At 68.3% G+C, this 16552-nt stretch carries 14 protein-coding genes; 5 read left to right on the plus strand and 9 right to left on the minus strand.

The window, feature by feature from the left end:
- The 5 genes from ACWDNU_RS22125 to ACWDNU_RS22145 all read left to right on the plus strand — a co-directional run.
- The coding region (locus ACWDNU_RS22125; protein ID WP_449670281.1) for a LuxR C-terminal-related transcriptional regulator at positions 1–2497 on the plus strand (2497 nt) is incomplete at its 5' end.
- Between the two features lie 91 nt (positions 2498–2588).
- The gene (locus ACWDNU_RS22130; RefSeq protein ID WP_449670282.1) at positions 2589–3611 is read left to right on the plus strand and encodes an alpha/beta fold hydrolase; all 1023 of its coding nucleotides are present in this window, start codon (positions 2589–2591) and stop codon (positions 3609–3611) included.
- Between the two features lie 112 nt (positions 3612–3723).
- Positions 3724–4836, plus strand: coding sequence for a serine hydrolase domain-containing protein (locus ACWDNU_RS22135; protein WP_449670283.1), 1113 nt, complete (start codon positions 3724–3726; stop codon positions 4834–4836).
- Positions 4837–4918: 82 nt separating this feature from the next.
- Positions 4919–6448: an eCIS core domain-containing protein gene (locus tag ACWDNU_RS22140; RefSeq protein WP_449670284.1), complete on the plus strand. Its 1530-nt coding sequence runs from the start codon at positions 4919–4921 to the stop codon at positions 6446–6448.
- A gap of 187 nt (positions 6449–6635) precedes the next feature.
- Complete coding sequence (locus ACWDNU_RS22145; protein WP_449670285.1) at positions 6636–7367, plus strand: glycoside hydrolase family 75 protein; 732 nt, start codon at positions 6636–6638, stop codon at positions 7365–7367.
- Between the two features lie 49 nt (positions 7368–7416).
- On the opposite strand, the gene ACWDNU_RS22150 is transcribed toward ACWDNU_RS22145, so the two are convergent.
- The 9 genes from ACWDNU_RS22150 to ACWDNU_RS22190 all read right to left on the minus strand — a co-directional run bounded on the left by ACWDNU_RS22150 (position 7417) and on the right by ACWDNU_RS22190 (position 16536).
- Positions 7417–8238, minus strand: a complete 822-nt coding sequence (locus ACWDNU_RS22150) for an LLM class F420-dependent oxidoreductase (protein ID WP_449670286.1) — start codon at positions 8236–8238, stop codon at positions 7417–7419.
- Positions 8235–9599 (minus strand): amidase, encoded by a 1365-nt coding sequence (locus tag ACWDNU_RS22155; RefSeq protein WP_449670287.1) that lies wholly within the window; start codon positions 9597–9599, stop codon positions 8235–8237. Before ACWDNU_RS22155 ends, ACWDNU_RS22150 begins: the two co-directional genes overlap by 4 nt.
- Positions 9596–10465 carry a carbon-nitrogen hydrolase family protein gene (locus ACWDNU_RS22160; protein WP_449670288.1) on the minus strand — a complete coding sequence of 290 codons (870 nt, stop codon included), beginning with the start codon at positions 10463–10465 and terminating at the stop codon, positions 9596–9598. The genes ACWDNU_RS22155 and ACWDNU_RS22160 overlap by 4 nt, the downstream gene beginning before the upstream one ends.
- Positions 10462–11256 (minus strand): SDR family NAD(P)-dependent oxidoreductase, encoded by a 795-nt coding sequence (locus tag ACWDNU_RS22165; protein WP_449670289.1) that lies wholly within the window; start codon positions 11254–11256, stop codon positions 10462–10464. The genes ACWDNU_RS22160 and ACWDNU_RS22165 overlap by 4 nt, the downstream gene beginning before the upstream one ends.
- A gap of 18 nt (positions 11257–11274) precedes the next feature.
- A complete protein-coding gene (locus tag ACWDNU_RS22170; protein WP_449670334.1) occupies positions 11275–12258 on the minus strand; it encodes an aldo/keto reductase in 984 nt (327 codons plus the stop codon).
- Between the two features lie 22 nt (positions 12259–12280).
- Positions 12281–13645 carry an MFS transporter gene (locus ACWDNU_RS22175; protein ID WP_449670290.1) on the minus strand — a complete coding sequence of 455 codons (1365 nt, stop codon included), beginning with the start codon at positions 13643–13645 and terminating at the stop codon, positions 12281–12283.
- Positions 13646–13806: 161 nt separating this feature from the next.
- Positions 13807–14184 carry a cobalamin B12-binding domain-containing protein gene (locus ACWDNU_RS22180; protein WP_449670291.1) on the minus strand — a complete coding sequence of 126 codons (378 nt, stop codon included), beginning with the start codon at positions 14182–14184 and terminating at the stop codon, positions 13807–13809.
- Positions 14181–15737 carry a methylmalonyl-CoA mutase family protein gene (locus ACWDNU_RS22185; protein ID WP_449670292.1) on the minus strand — a complete coding sequence of 519 codons (1557 nt, stop codon included), beginning with the start codon at positions 15735–15737 and terminating at the stop codon, positions 14181–14183. The genes ACWDNU_RS22180 and ACWDNU_RS22185 overlap by 4 nt, the downstream gene beginning before the upstream one ends.
- Before the next feature lie 16 nt (positions 15738–15753).
- Positions 15754–16536 (minus strand): IclR family transcriptional regulator, encoded by a 783-nt coding sequence (locus ACWDNU_RS22190; protein WP_370935123.1) that lies wholly within the window; start codon positions 16534–16536, stop codon positions 15754–15756.
- Positions 16537–16552: the final 16 nt, after the last annotated feature.

Raw genomic sequence — 16552 nt, forward strand, 5'->3', positions numbered from 1 at the left:
CGGGCTGCACCAGTTGCTGCACCCCGTCCGCGCGGGCGTCGCCGAGTTGCCCGCGCCGCAACGGGCGGCTTTGGAGACCGCGCTCGGGCTCGCGGACGGACCGGAACCCAGCGCGTATCTGGTCGGGCTCGCCGCGTTGACGCTGCTGGCCGACACCGCCGCCGCGAAGCCGGTGCTGGTCGTCGCCGAGGACGTCCATTGGCTCGACCGCGCCAGCGTCGATGTCTTGGCCTTCGTCGCGCGGCGGATCGAGACCGAGCCGATCGCGCTGATCGTGACGCTACGAGACGATTCCGGCCCACTGCTCGACGCTGGTCTCTCACCGATGCCGCTCGACCGCCTTCCCGACGACGCCGCCGCGGAATTGCTGGACTCGGTCGCACCGAGGCTGGACGCGATGGTCCGGACGCGGCTGCTCGCCGAGTCCGCTGGCCATCCGCTCGCACTGACCGAGCTTCCGGCCGCGGTGGCCGACCTCGACGTGCTCGACCCGGTCCTGCCGTTGACCGAACGGCTCGAGCGGACGTTCGCCTCCCGGGTCGCGACGCTGCCCGAACCCACCCGAGCGGCGTTGTTGGTCGCGGCGCTCAACGAGACCGGCTCGATCGCCGAAACCCTTGCCGCGACGGGGATTCTGCTCGGCACGCCGGTCGAGCCCGAGGTGCTGAGCCTCGCTGTCGACGCCCGGCTGGTCGAGTTCGAGGTCGGCTGTGTGACGTTCCGGCACCCGTTGATGCGTTCGGCCATTCCCGCCGCCGCGACGCTCGGCGACCGGCGGCGGGCGCAGCTCGCGTTGGCCGAGACGGTGCGCGAACAGCCTGATCGACGTGCCTGGCATCAAGCCCGGGCAGCCTCCGGACCGGACGAAACCGTGGCCGCGGCCTTGGAATCGGCGGCCGATCGGGCTCGCCGGAGGGGTGGGGCCGCCGCTGCGATCGCCGCGCTGGAGCAGGCGGCGCGGCTCAGCGAGGACTCGGACGCGCGGGCGGATCGGTTGCTGCGCGCCGCCGAGCTGGCGGTCGAATCGGGGCGTCGCGAGACCGCCGAACGCTTGGTGCGCGACGAGTCGTTTTCCCCGCGCCGCAAGGCAACCGCGAGCCAGTTGCTCAGCGGTTTCGAGGACGGCGTCCGCGAGGATCCCGCCCGGATCGGGGAGCTGGCGTCCCTCGCCGAAGCCGTCGCCGCCGAAGGGCAGGACGACGCGGCGATGCGGATCCTCTGGGGTGCCGCGATGCGGTGTTTCTGGGCCGAACCCGGCGTGACGGCTCGTCGGACGCTGCTGGACGTCGCTTCGGGCTTGCCGATCCCCGACGACGATCCGCGCCTGATCGCGGTCGCCGCGTATGTCGCGCCGTTCGAACGCGGCACCGCAGTGCTGGAGCAGCTGAGGGTGTTCGTCGGAGCGACCGGAGCTGATCCGGAAACCGACCGGTACCTGGGCAGCGCTTCCTTGCAGGTCGGCGCATTCGACCTGGCAGCCCGCTTTTCGACGGCCGCGGTGCCGGGCTTGCGGGCGCAGGGCAAGCTCGGGGTGTTGCCGCGCGCCTTGGCCGTCCAGGCCTGGAGCCGGGTCCGGCTCGGCGACCTGGCCGGTGCCGCGCCAGCTGCCGCGGAGGCCGTCCGGCTCGCGCGGGAGACGGGCCAGCCGTTCATGGGCGGGCTGGCGCTGGCGGTCCAAGCCGAGATCGCGGCCCTTCGCGGTGACCACAAGCAGGCCAACGCCCTCGCCGACGAGGCCGAACGCGCTGGGCTCGCCGCGGGTGCGCGTCCGGTGCTGGCCACGGTCCAGCTCGCGCGCGGGCTCGTGGCGTTGAGCGAGGGCCGGTACCAGGACGCGTTCGCCGACCTGCGCCGCCTGCTCGACCCCGCCGATCCGGCTTACCAGCTGGCCTTGCGCGCGTACTGCGTCGCGGAGCTGACCGAGGCCGCCGTCCGGGCCGGGCAGGCCGAGGCGATGCGGGAAATCCTGTCCGAGCTGGAGCCACTGGCTATGGCGAGCGCAGCCCCGGCGTTGCACATCGGGCTCCGGTACGCGCGGGCCGTGCTCGCGCCGAAGGAAACCGCGGAAGACCTGTTCACGGCGGCTTTGCAGGCGGATTTGAGCGGGTGGCCAGCCGAACGCGGACGGGTTCACCTGGCGTTCGGCGAGTGGTTGCGGCGGCAGCGCCGGGTCGTCGAATCGCGAGCGCACCTGCGTGCCGCGCGAGAGACGTTCGACGCGCTCGGCCTGGCAGCCTGGGCCGAGCGGGCACGGCGCGAGCTGCGCAGCGCGGGGGAGTCGAGCCCGAACCGGAGCCCGGACGCTCGCGACAAGCTGACGCCGCACGAGCTGAGCATCGCGCAGCTGGCCGCCGAGGGGCTGACGAACCGGGAGATCGGGCAGCGGCTCTACCTTTCGCACCGGACCGTCGGGACTCACCTGCACCGGATCTTCCCGAAACTCGGCGTCAGTTCCCGCGCCGAATTGGCTGGTGCGGTGCAGGCGCTGGGCGACTGACTTACGCCGGTTGCGTCATCTGACGGGCGCGGGCGGCGGCCGGGCTCCCTAGCGTCGAGGCCGTCCCACGGTCTCGCGCACAGGAGTTCAGATGATCAGCAGGAGACGATTCACCCAGGCGTTCGCGGCCGGTCTGGCGGCGACCTCTCTCGCTGCCTGCTCCTCGCCCGCCGCCTCGCAGCCCGCCGCATCTGACTTGCGCGCGGGCTCGGGCGAACACACCTCGCTGGGCACGATCAAGCACGCCGATGCCGGTCTCGTTTCGATGGCTTACGCGGAATTCGGCCCGGCTAATGGGAAGCCGGTGCTGCTTCTGCACGGTTGGCCGTATGACCCGTACAGCTACGTCGACGTCGCGCCGCTGCTTGCCGCGCAAGGGTTTCGGGTGATCGTCCCGTTCCTGCGCGGCTTCGGCCCGACGGTGTTCAAGTCGGCCAGTACCGTCCGAAATGGACAGCAGACCGCGATCGCGCAGGACGTCGTCGCGCTGATGGACACGTTGAAGATCGACAAAGCGATTCTTGGCGGCTACGACTGGGGTTCCCGGACGGTCGCGATCATCGCGGCGCTGTGGCCCGAGCGCTGCCAGGCGGTCGTCCCGGTGAGCGGGTACATCGTCGCCAACCTCAAGGCGAACCTTCAGCCGCTGCCCCCGGCCGCCGAGTTGGGCTGGTGGTACCAGTACTACTTCGCGACCGAGCGCGGCCGCGCCGGTTATGCGGCGAACCGGCGCGATTTCAACAAGTTGATCTGGAAGACGGCGTCGCCGACCTGGCGGTTCGACGACGCGACGTACAACCGCAGCGCAGCCGCGTTCGACAATCCGGACCACGTCGCGATCGTCATCCACAACTACCGCTGGCGGCTCAGCCTCGCACCCGGCGAACCGCAATACGACGCGGATGAACAGAAACTCGCCGCGGGCGCGACTATCGGCGTTCCGGCGATCACGCTCGCCAGCGACTTCGACGGCGCGGCCAAGGACGGCAAGGCTTACCGCGCCAAGTTCACCGGGAAGTACGAACACCGGATCCTGGACGGCATCGGGCACAACGTGCCGCAGGAAGCGCCGCGGCCGTTCGCGCAGGCGATCGTGGATGCGGCGAAGCTCTGACGATTCATCGAAGTTTGATCGCGAGCGGATACGGTGCGCATTCCTCTCGCCGGAAACTGCTGTGCCCGTTCAGGAATCGGCAAGCCCGGCGATCGTCGACGCGAGGAGTGCGATGAGACGCATAGCTGTCGGGGCCGTCGCGGTGGTGGCGGCTTTGACTGGCCTGGCCAGCCCGGCTTCGGCGGAGACCCCGGCGGAGATCCTCCAAGCGGGTGCCGAGGCCGGGGTGAGCGTGGGATATCCGGGAGTGATCGGCCTGGTCCGGAACGGTGAATCCGCCCAGTACATCCACGCCGGGTACGGAAATCTCACGACCAAGACCCCGGCGGATCCGAAAGCGCAGTTCCGGATCGGCAGTGACACCAAGGCGTTCACCGCGGCCGTCCTGCTGCAGCTGGAAGCCGAGGGCGGGCTCTCCCTCGACGATCCGCTCGCCCGCTGGCTGCCCGGCGCGGTGAACGCCAACGGGAACGACGGCACGAAGATCACCGTCCGGCAGGTGCTGCACCAAACGTCCGGGCTTCCGGAGTACGCGGGCGACCCCCGGTTCCTCAACTCCTACGTCGCGAACACCAACCCCCGCCAGCCGTGGCCGCCGCAGACGCTGGTGGACATCGCGACGTCGCACCCGTCGCTGGGCGCGGGATTCCACTACTCGAACACCAACTACGTGCTCGCGGGAATGGTGATCAAGGCGGTGACCGGGAACGAACCGGCCGCGGAGATCCAGAAGCGCATCATCGAGCCGCTCGGCTTGCGCGGCACTTCCTTCCCGACCGCCGACCCCGGCCTGGCCGGCAACTATCTGAACGGCTACTACATCTCGTTCGGCGCGTTCTACAACGACGTCACGGTCTCCAACGTGCAAGCGTTCGGCGCCGCGGGCGCCATTGTGTCCACAGAGGACGATCTGGCGGCCTTCGAACGCGCATTGTTGAGCGGAAAACTCCTGCCGCCGCAGCAGCAAACCGAGCTGAAGACGACGGTGCCGGTGGACAACGCGGGCAACCGGTACGGCCTGGGGATCGGCCTGTCGCCGACCGCCTGCGGCCTGGCCTGGAATCACAGCGGCGGGGTGCTTGGCTACTACAACCTGTGGCTGACCAGCGACGACGGCAGCAAGCAGGTGCTGGTCGCGGCCAACGAGAACCATCTGGCGGGAGCTGCCACCCGCGGGCAGACGACGCTGGGCAACGCGGCGCTCAAGGCCTATTGCGCGTCCTGACCCGGCGGTGATGCGGCGGTGACGCGCCCGGCCGATCCTGTGGGCTGAAGCCGTAGCCAGGCGACCGGAAGCGAGGCGCGGTATGCGGGCGCACGACCACCGTCCGAGGGGGCGGAAGGCTGATCCGGTATCTCAGGCCGCGCCAGACGAGGTCCACGAGACGCCAGCTGCCATCTCAACGGACTTCAGCCAGATACCAGCGCGCCCGGTTGGGATACCGCTGCCGTCCGAGGTCCGGCGTCGGCTGGAAGACCGGTGGGGCGAGGACCTCAGCGGCGTCCGGGTGCACACCGGTCCCGAGGCGGCCCGCTCCGCGCGGGACCTGGATGCGGTCGCGTACACCTCCGGCGAGGACATCGTCGTCGCGGGCACCCCCGACGAACACCTCCTGACGCACGAGGCGGCTCACGTGGTGCAACAGCGGCACGCGAGCCGCCTCGTGCCCGGGGTCAGTACTCCCGGGGATCCGGCCGAGCGGGCGGCCGACGCGGGGTCGGTGGTGCCCGGCGGTCCGGTCGCGGCGATCCAGCGGCAGGCCGACCGCACCAGCGAGAAGCCGGGCGTGCCGGTCGGCAAGGTCGAGAAGGCGCTCGTCGAATACCTGACCGAGATACAGCGAGTGCAGGGCGGCCAGACACTGCACAACACCGACGAGGTGAAGTTCGCGATCCTGAAGCTGTTCGTCGGCGATGCGCTGAAGATGGCGTCGGTGCAGGCGTGGTTGTCCGGGCCGGTGTCCGGTACGCCGTCGGCCCTCGCGCACGAGGTCGCCAAGAAGTTGCCGCCCGTCGTTCCGGAGAATCGGGTGGCGCACTTGGGCATCGCTCAGGCGAAGGCCGACCCGGACAAACGGCCGAAGAACGTGGGCGAGGCGGTCGGCGCCGTGGTCGTCGACTCGACCCTCACGCCGATCCTCCGCCGGCTAGGGCTGTCCGACAGCCTGCGGAAGCTCGTCGTGGACGGTGCCAAGTCGGCGGTCGCGTCGGGAATGCTCAAGCTGGTCGACGTGGCGATGGACCAGGCGCACCTCAAGCCCGCGGAGCAGGGTGGCATCCACAGCCTCGTGGAGGGATGGATCAACCAGCAGCCTGGCAAGGCGATGGAACGCCAGCCGGAGGGCGCGGGCAGCCCGTACGCCCAGGTCGTGCCGCCGTCCGTCGCGCCACCGGTGCTGTCCGTGCCCGGTGAGAAGATCATCCAAGGCCCGTCGGTCAAGTTCGACGCGTCTCCGGTGCGGGACGCGCCCAAACCGGACCTCAAGCGGGCCGGGCCGAGCGAGGCTGTCTTGGCCGCTGCCCGGCAGTTCGACCCGCTGTTGCTGACGCCGCCGGAGGTGCGCGGCACCGAGCGGGCTGGGGACTATCTCCTGGCGGGCGAGTTCGCCGTCAAGGCCGCGGCGCTTCTCGAAGACGCGCAGCAGAAGAATCGATCCAGTGTGGACCTGAGTCTCCCGGTGAGTTACCGATTGGTGAAAGACGGCCCCGCGATGTTCGAGGCGATAAGGACGATCTTCTTCACGATGCGGGACATTCTGCCGGGCCGCGCCCGCGGGGTCGTCCAGATCTATCTGATGGTCGAGGGGCGCCAGTTTTACCGCTTCGAGTTGCATTGATCCGCGACCGCGTGCCGGTCAGCGGCACCTGTCCCGCGCGGATTCCCAGCACCAGGCGGCCGCCGGGAACTTTCTCGAAGTGACCTCGTGACAACGACCGGTCACGGATGGTTCACTATGTTAGGAAGTTTTCCTAATGAAGGCTGGAGGTCGCCCGGTCATGTCATCCTCCCGTAGGCGTTTCGCAGTGGTCGGCGCCGCTCTGGCGCTCGCCGTGCCGCTCGCCGTCAACTCCGCTCACGCGTCCACCGCGGACACCGCCGCCAAGTCGTACACGGCCGCGGAAGTGCTGGCCGGCGTCAAGAAGAACAGCACTGATGCGAACAAGGTCAATTCCCTGCCGCACATCAACACCATGACGCGGGCCAAGAACGTCAACGTCTACCAGGTGGCGAAGGGCGTCTACGCCTACGGTTCCGGGCTCGCCGTCGACACCGACGGCAGCGACCCCGACCCCGATCCCGACCACCAGGGAACCACGACTTTCAAGGACAGCAACGGAAAGTCGCTCGGCGCGCACAAGGTGCCGTTCTACGTCCTCGGCGACGACTGCTACGACAAGAAGAGCCCGTGCCCGCACTTCTTCTACAAGGAGCACGGCATCAAGGGCAGGCAGTTCGCGCTGATGTTCTACAAGAGCAAGGTGATCGGCGCGATCTTCGGCGACACGCAGACCGCGAACGACCAGGACACTTCGGACAACGATTCCCGCGAGTTGGGCGAGGCGTCGGTGAAGGCGGCGTCGCTGCTGGGGATCAACAGCAGCGGTACTGACGGTGGCGTGGACAACGGCGTGACTGTGGTGATGTTCTCCGGTTCGGATTGGGTGGTGAACGGGACGAATGCCAACCTGAACGCTACCGCGCAGGGCATGGTGAACAAGGCGCTGGACACGCTCGGCGCGAGCATGGGTATCTGAATTACTGGCTGACGGATGCGGTCACTGCTTGATCTGGCAGTGGCCGCATTCAGCTGTCTCGTCTTGCTGCCAGTTTGTCCAGGTATTGCAGCGTTTCCCGTTCCGGCAAGGGCGGCAGCGTGAACGTCACCCGGTCCACTCCAGCCTCGGCGCAGGCGGCGAGGTCGGAGTCCAAAGTGGCTCCGCAGAGCGTCGTGCGGACGTCGGCGCGGCCCTGATCAGCCAGCCAGGACGCCACGCGGCGGAGTTCGGCGACCGGGGTTTTCGCGCGGGGCATCCATTCGTCGCCGTAGCAGGCGAGCCGGTCGAGGGCGGCCGGGCTTTCGCCGCCGACGGCGATGGGCGGGTGCGGGCGTTGCACGGGTTTCGGCCAGGAGAAGACCGGGTCGAAATCGACGTGCTCGCCGTGGAATTCGGCCTCGTCGGTGGTCCAGATCGCTTTGAGCGCGGCGAGTTTCTCGTTCAGCAGCGGACCTCGGCGGCGCGGTTCGACGCCGTGGTTGCGCATTTCTTCGCGGTTCCAGCCGACGCCGACTCCAAAAAGGACTCGGCCGCCGGAGAGGACGTCGAGGGTCGCGACTTCTTTGGCGGTCTGGAAGACGTCGCGCTGGGCCAGCAGGGCGACGGCGGTGCCGAGGGTGAGCGTGGTCGTTGCGGCGGAAGCGATGGCGAGGGCGACGAACGGATCGTAGGTGCGGTAGTACTCGCGCGGCAGTTCGCCGCCGCCGGACCAGGGTGTCTCCCGTTTGACCGGGATGTGCGAGTGTTCCGTGATGAGAAGCGTTTCGAAACCGCGCTCTTCCAGCGCCCGGCCCAGCGCGTCGGGGCGGATGCTCTCGTCGGTCACGAAAGTGTTGACGCCGAATTTCATGCGTCCTCCTGCGGGTAAGTGAGCGCGGGTCGCAATTTCTCGATCAGAGCGCCCACCGCGAGCACGGTCGAGTCCGCGTAGCGGGGGCCGACGACCTGGATGCCCACCGGCAGGCCACGCGAGGTAAGTCCGATCGGGACACTCAAAGCGGGTTGGCGCGACATGTTGAACGGGTAGGTGAAGGGTGTCCACTGTGGCCAGTCGGTCATCCCGCTGCCCGGTGGCACGTCGTGTCCGGCGGCGAAAGGTTCGATCGGTACGGTCGGGGTGAGCAGGATGTCGTATCGTGTGTGGAATTCGCCCATGGCAACGCCGAGCGCGGCGAGTTCGCTTTGCGCGTCGAGATAGTCGGCCGTCTCGTAACGGGCACCTCGTTCGATGAGCGTCTGCAGGCCCGGGTCGAGCGGTGCCGTGCCGCCGTAACGCCGGACGATGTGTGCGACTCCGACAGACCACAGCACGTCGAACGCGCTCGCCGGGTCTGGGAAAGAGGGGTCCGCCTCCTCGACTCGCAAGCCCGCCTCGGCCAAAGAGGCGACGGTTTCCGCGACAAGGGCGGCGACCTCCGGCTGCACGTCCACGCGGCCCAGCGCTGGCGAGAACGCGATCCTGACGGGGTCCGCTCGCTCGCCGATCGTGGGTGTCCAAGAGGGATCGCGGTGGTCTCGAGCAGACAGGATGCCGGTGAGCGCGGCGACGTCGGCGACGGAGCGGGCCATCGGTCCGGCGTGCGCCAGCGTTCCCAGGACACTCGGCGGGTACATCGGGATGCGTCCGTATGTCGGCTTGAAGCCCACAACGCCGCAGAACGCGGCCGGGATGCGCACCGAACCGGCGGCATCGGTGGCCACGGACACCGCGCCCATTCCCGCCCGGACGGCCACGCCGCTGCCGCCGCTCGATCCGCCTGCGGTGAGCGCCGGGTCCCATGGGTTTCGGGTGATGCCGTCGACGGGGTTGTCGGTGACGCCTTTCCAGCCGAGTTCGGACGTCGTCGTCTTGCCGAGGAGAACGAGACCGTTCGCGCGGAGTGCTGCCGCGGCAGGGCTGTCGGTGTCCCACCTCTGTGTCGGATCGGTGCGACGCGAACCGCGCAGCGTTGGTATATCTCGGGTTAGGAAGAGGTCCTTGATCGACGCGGGAACACCGTCGAACGGCCCCAGCGTGCGCCCATCGACCCAACGTTGTTCGCTCAAGGCCGCTTGCTTGAGTGCGCCTTCCTGATCGACGTAAGCGAAAGCGCGGAGATCGAGGTCGATCGCCGCCAGCGCCGCCTTTGTCGCTTCGACCGGCGAAAGCTCGCCGGACGCGTAAGCGGCACCGAGTTGTTCAGCCGTCCATTGGCTGAGGTCCGAGGTCATAGGGGCTCCGGGCGGGAGAGCGGTTCGGTGACGCGGCCGTACAACTCTGGCCTGCGGTCGCGGAAGATCGTGAGATATCTGCGCTGCGCTTTGAGATCTGAACCCTTTAGCACGGCCCGGACAGCAACCTCCCGGTCATCGTCCGAACGCGCGAGCACATCGCCGCTCGGGCCCGCGATGGCGCTTCGACCGTAAAAGTGCTGCTCGTCGTCAGTGCCAGTTCGGTTGCAGCCCAAGAAGAACACGGCGTTCTCCATCGCCCTCGTCGCACACCGCGAGACGATGCTGTCCGACGGAACCTTGCCCGGCTGCACCGCCGATGCCCACAGCGAGACGACGATCTCGGCACCGGAGAGGGTCTGTACCCGGGCCATCTCAGGGAACCGGACGTCGTAGCAAACGTTGAGCGCGAGAGTGCCGAGCGCAGTGGGGAACACTGAGATCTCATCGCCAGGGACGTAGTATTCCTTCTCGTCGCGGCACGGATGCACCTTGTGCTGCACACCGACCACCTCGCCGGACGGGCCGATCAACACGGCGCTGTTGTAAAGCACCTCTGGTATCTGTGGATGCCGTTGTGACATACCAACCACGACGTATGCGCCACCACGGCGAGCAGCCTCGCCCAGCGCCTCCGTCGTCGGGCCCGGCACGAGTTCCGACGCTGCGTAGAGGCTCTCGGCATAGGCGTCGTCGCGCGCGGAGCGGACGTACCCGGTGTTGCTCAGCTCGGGGAAGACGATCAGCTCAGCCCCGTGCTCCTGCGCCTCGTGCTCGACGAACTCCGCCATCCGGTTGGCGTTGCCCGGGCAGTCCAATACCGCCGAACTGAACTGCACCAGCGAAACGCGTACCTCGTCTTTCATCGGTGATTCTCCGGATGCACGTCGCGCGCGAACTGCGGATTGCCCGCCAGCAGACCCCCGTCGACCGGCAGCAGACTGCCAGTGATGAACGACGCCTCGTCCGAAGCCAGGAACAGCGCCGCGGACGCGATGTCGTCGGGCACGCCGACCTGGCCGAGCGGATACCAGGTCGCGAGGCGGTCGAGGAGGTCCGGGTCGATCTTCTGCCGTTCCTTCCAGACGTCGGTGCGGAAGGTGCCCGGCACCAGCGCGTTCGCCCGGATCCCGAAGGGCGCGAACTCGACGGCCAGGTTGCGGGTCAGCGCTTCCACCCCGGCTTTCGCGGCGCTGTATCCGGCCGCGCCGACGTGGGTGTGCGCGTTCACCGACGAGACGCTGATGATCACTCCGCGCTGCTGGTCGATCATCGTGGGAAGAACCTGTTGGGAGCACCGGAAAGCGCCCGTCAGCACCACGTCGAGGTCGCGTTGCCAGTCCTCGATGCGAGTGTCCAGAATGGACGACGGATTCGACGTGAAGGCGTTGTTGACGAGGACGTCGATGCGGCCGTAGGCAAAACGGACCGCTTCGACCATCGCGCGGACGTCGTCGTCGCTGCGGACGTCCGTCCGGACCGCCAACGCCCGCCCGCCCTGTTCTTCCACCTCGGCGGCGGCTTGGTCGGCTGCCGCCTCGTCGCGGTCGGCTACCACGACGGCGGCGCCCTCGGCGGCGAAGCGGCGGACCAGCGTCCGGCCCAGTCCGGAGCCACCGCCGCCGGTCACGATCACCACACGGTCTGCGAAACGCATTTCACCAACCCATCAAGGTCATTCGAGCAACGACATCCGGTCCGGGGAGTACCGCTCCCCGGCGATCTGGTCGGCGGGCACCGCCTGCTCGATCGCTGCCACGTCAGCAGCGGACAGTGAGATATCAACGGCCGCGACGTTTTCCTCCAGCCTGCTCCGCTTCTTCGTGCCCGGGATCGGCACGACGTCGTCGCCGTGGCTGTGCACCCACGCCAGCGCGAGCTGACCCGCCGTGACGCCGCGTGCTTGGGCGAGTTTTTCCAGCGCCCGCACGAACTCCAGGTTGCGTTCGAGGTTGCCCTCGGCGAAGCGCGGCTGCGACGTCCGCCGGAAGTCGTCCTTCTCGAAATCGTCCGTCGAACGGTAACGACCGGTGAGAATGCCGCGGCCCAGCGGCGAGTACGGCACGATCCCGATGCCCAGCTCGCGGCAGACCGGCACCACCTCGTCCTCGATGGTGCGCGACCACAGCGACCACTCGGTCTGCACGGACGTGATCGGGTGCACGGCGTGCGCCCGGCGGATGGTGTCCGCCGACGCCTCCGACAGTCCGATATGGCGCACTTTCCCGGCCGCGACCAGCTCCGCCAGCGCCCCGACCGTCTCCTCGATGTCGACTGCTGGGTCGACCCGGTGCTGCTGGTAGAGGTCGATGTGGTCGACACCGAGGCGGCGCAGGGACGCGTCGCACGCCTGCCGGACGTACTCGGCGTCCCCGCGCACCGAACGCGCCATCGAGTCGTCCTCCGCGCGGACGACGCCGAACTTGGTGGCCAGAACGACGTTGTCGCGGCGGCCGGCGATCGCCCGTCCGACCAGTTCCTCGTTGGCGCCATAGCCGTACATGTCGGAGGTGTCCAAGAGCGTCACGCCGAGGTCGAGCGCGCGGTGCACGGTCGCGATCGACTCGGTTTCGTCGCCGCTGCCGTAGAAATCGCTCATGCCCATGCAGCCGAGCCCTTGGGCGCCGACGTCGAGCTTGCCGAGATGCCGGGTGGGCATCGCCATGCTGTTTCTCCTTTGGTCAGACGGCTGGGTCGTTCGCGGCGGCGGGTTCGGATACCACCACCGACTCGTTGATATCTTTCAGGTGGGTTTCTGGCATGAGCAGTACCGCGCCGAACGTGATCGCGCAGACCACCGCCATGTAGATGGCCACCGACATCGAGGATCCGGTCGCCGCATACAACGACGTCGCGATCAGCGGGGCGAACGCGCCGCCGATGACCGCGCCCAGTTGCACGCCCAGCGAAACGCCGGAGTACCGGAGCCCGGTGGAGAACGCTTCGGCGAAGAAAGCGCCCTGCGGCCCGTACATCGTGGTGTGCATCAGGCCGAGGCCGACGATGAACGCGACCAGGATCAGGAACGTCGACTTCGTGTTCAGCAGCGGCCAGAACGCGAACGAAAAGGCACAGAGCATCCCCGAACCGGCCAACAGCATCGCGCGCCGGCCGATGCGGTCTGAGATGGCACCGGACACCGGGAGCAATACCAGTTGCACACCAGCGGCGACGAGCACGGCGAGGAGGACGGTGTCCTTCGACAGCCCCAGAATCGCGGAGTTCGTGCTGTAGGAAACCGCGAACGTCATGAAGAGGTAGTAGGTGACGTTGATGCCGATGTAGGCGGCCGCGACCAGCGCGATTTGCTTGTAGTGGACGCGAAACGCGCGCAGTACGGGGGAGCGTCCGGCGTCCGGTTTCTTGACTTGCTTGAGCCGCCGGAACGCGTCGGTGTCCTCAAGGCGCAGCTGAAGGTGGATGGCCAGCCAGACCAGTACGGCGCTCGCGAGGAACGGAACGCGCCAGCCCCACGCCTCGAAGGCCGCGGGCGAGGTGAACCGGATAGCCGCGATGAACGCGAGGTTGCCGAGGATGATGCCGCCCGGGCCGCCCGCCTGAGCGAAGCTCGAGAAGAAGCCGCGTTTCCGGGGCGGCGCGCTCTCCATCGCGAGCAGGACGACGCCGCCGAGCTGTCCGCCGACCGCGATGCCCTGGAGGAAACGCAGTAATACCAAGAGAATCGGTGCGGCGACCCCGATCACCGAGTGCGTCGGCATCAGCCCGATGAGGGTCGACGCGAGCCCCATTCCGGCGAGCGCGCCGATCAGCGCCTTCTTGCGGCCGTGCACGTCGCCGATGTGGCCGAAGAGCACGCCGCCGAGCGGCCGGGCGATGAAGCCGACCGCGAAGGTCGCGAAGCTGAGCAGTGCGCTGGTCAGCGCGGTTTGCTCGGGGAAGAAGAGCTGGGGGAAGACCAGTGCTGCCGCGGTGCCGTAGATGAAGAAGTCGTAGTTCTCGATGCTTGAGGCCGAGAGTGCGGTCACCGCGACCTTGGCCAGTCTCGTCTCGGGTCGTGCCTGTGTCGGTTCCTGCGCCGGCGCCATTGCCCGCTCCTTCCGCACCTTCGACGGCCGTCGGGACGAAACTCTCTGCGTTTCGTCCTATGAAACATGCGAACCACTACGTGATATGGCTTGTCTACTCGCCCTGGTCACGCAGGTCAAGAGGGGTCTTGCCTCAGCTCTACGGCCTGAGCGGGACAGCGTCAGGTCGCCTCGTGGAAGGCCGTGACGATCTCGTCCATCGACGCACCGGGCCCGAAATGCCGATGGACGCCCGCGGCCATCATGCGATCGATCTCGGCGGGCTCGTCGATGCCGCCCGCGAGGACCGGGACGTCGGAGCCTTCGCGACGCAGGCCTTCGACGGTCAGCGAGGCGAAGTGGCCGAGCCCGCCGCTGAGGCAGCTGAGCCCGACGGCGTCGGCGTCCTCTTGGACCGCGACTTGGACGATGGTCGCGGTGGCAACGCGTTTGCCGAGGTAGATGACTTCGAATCCGGCGTTGGCGAGGTGTTTGCCGATGAGCCGGACGCCGACGTCGTGGCCGTCGAGGCCGAGTTTGGCGAGTACGACGCGTTTCATCTGTCGAACCCTTCCCGGGTGGCGCCCACGATCTCGGCGGAGGTCGCACCGGCCCGCAGCGCCTCGATACTGGGCCGGACGAGGTTCTCTGTCCCCGCGGCCGCGGTCTCGACCGCCTTGAGCGCGCGGTCGACCAGCGCGGTGTCCCGGCGGCGCTTGTGCTCGGTGATCCGCTCGACGGCGTCCCGCTCGACCTCCGCGAAGTCGATCTCGCCCGAGCTCTTGCCCGCGAACCACTCCGCGCGGGCCTTGGCGTCGAACACGCCGTGGCCGACCATCAGCCGCTCGCCGGATCTCAGCTGCTCCTGGCGGGCACCGCGGTTCTCGTCGATGCGCCCAGCGATGTAGCCATTCTCGATGGCTTCGAGCGGCCCGCCGGCCTCAGTGAGGCGGTCGAGTTCGAGCCGGACTTTGCGCATCACGTGCTCGTCGACGTCGCGCAGTTTGGCGCTGCCCGCGAGCGGGTCGATGGTCGTCAGCATTCCGTGTTCGTAGGCGACGACCTGCATCGTCCGCACGGCGAGCGCGGCGGCGTCCGCCGACGGGATCCGCAACGCCTCGTCGTAACCGGTGGCGCAGAGGTAATCGACGCCGCCGAGCATGGACCCGAGCACGCTGAGCGTCACGCGCGGGATGTTCACCAGCGGTTCGTCGGCGGATTCCAGGCCGTGGGCGTAACCCATGAGCTTCGCGACGGGCTGTTCGGCGACCGGAATCCCGTAACGGTCGCGCAGAATCTCGCTCCACAGGATCCGTGCGGTGCGGAAAACCGAAGCCTCCACGAACAAATCGCTGCGCTCGTTGAGGAAGAACATCAGTTTCCCGGCGACGTCCGCGGGTTCGTAGCCGCGCGCGGCCAATTCGTCCACATAAGCGATGGCGTTGCCGAAAGCGAAAGCCACCGCCAGCAACGGACCCGCGCCCGCGACGTCGTAATGGTTGGAGCAGACGGTGAGCGCCGCACCGGGCATGTCCTCGTCGATCGCGAACGCGACGCAGTCGGCGGCGATCCGCAGCGCTTGCGCGGGGGAGTGGATCTCGGTGCCCCGCGCGGTGAATTCCTTGAGCGGATCGTTCTGCATCACCAGCTTCACGTGCCGAGCGTCCCGATCGGACAGAACACTGTGGACCATCCCCAGCGCGACGTGCCCGAGCGAGTTCTGCAGCATCCCGAGGCTGTCGGCAGCGGACAGGTCGAGCCGGGAGCAGATCGTGGCGAAGTCGTCGAGCGTCGCGCACGACACCCCGGCCCGGCCGACCTGGGCGTGCGAAAGCTCGTGGTCGGGGTCGAAACCGAGCTGCGAGGGCAGGTCCGCGGCCAGCAGGAACGACTCCGCGCCGACCTCCTGCAGCACGGCGAGCCGTTCCGCGGTCATCGCGGGCGGGCCGAGTCCGGAGTAGACCATGAAGCGCGGCCGGAACGGTCCGGGCTCGGCGATCCTGTTGTCGCTCCACGCTTTCAGCGCGGGCTCGGCAGTGGTCGGCTCGTACCGCGCGCGGATCGGAACCCGGCCGTCGTTCGCCGTGGTGACGTCGTCGCTGTCGTGGGCCACTGGACCTCCGTCTCGTTCAGTCCACTTCGGATGCTCCGGACACCGTCGCCGAAATCCGGGCCGCGACTTCCCGTACGTGTCGTTCGATCTCGGCGATTTTCTCCTTGCCGAGGCGGCCTTCCGGCCCGATGACGCTCAACGCCGCGAGCGCGAAGCCGTTCGCGTCCGTGATCGGCGCGGTGACGCCGACCGCGCCCATCGCCCGTTCGCCATGGCTGTGCGCGATGCCCGCGGCCGCGATGCTCTTCAGTTGCGCGCGCAAGGTCTCGAGGTCGGTAATCGTGTTCGGCGTCGTCGGGTTGAGCGGGAGGTCCTTGAGCAGGCGCTCGCGTTCCGCCTCGGGCATGAACGCGAGCAGCGTCTTGCCCGCTGACCCGGTGTGGATGCCCTCGGAAACGCCGACGCCCGCGATGTAGCGGATCAGGTGCGGGCTGGGGAGTTCCTTGACGCAGATGCGGGAGCGGCCGGCGCGCACGTGCACCGCGACGGTCTCCGCGGTGACGTCGCGCAATTGCTCGAGGGCGTCGGTCGCCTCGAAGATGAAGCCCGCGTTGCCGTTGGAGATCGACGACATCAGGTGGAAGCAGCCGGGGCCGAGCCCGTAGTGCCCGCTGGCCTGGTCCTGGACGACCATTCCCTTGGCGCGCAACGTGCTCAGCAGCCGGTACGTCGTCGGCTTCGACAGCGAGACGACCTCGGCCACATCGCCGAGCGTGAGCGGATTGTGCCCGAGCGCGAACAGGATGTCGATCGCCCGGCTGACCGCGCGGACCGTGGAGCCGTCGGGAGTTTCAGTCACTGGCCACCTCTGCGTT

This window comes from Amycolatopsis sp. NPDC003676 (assembly GCF_053587275.1).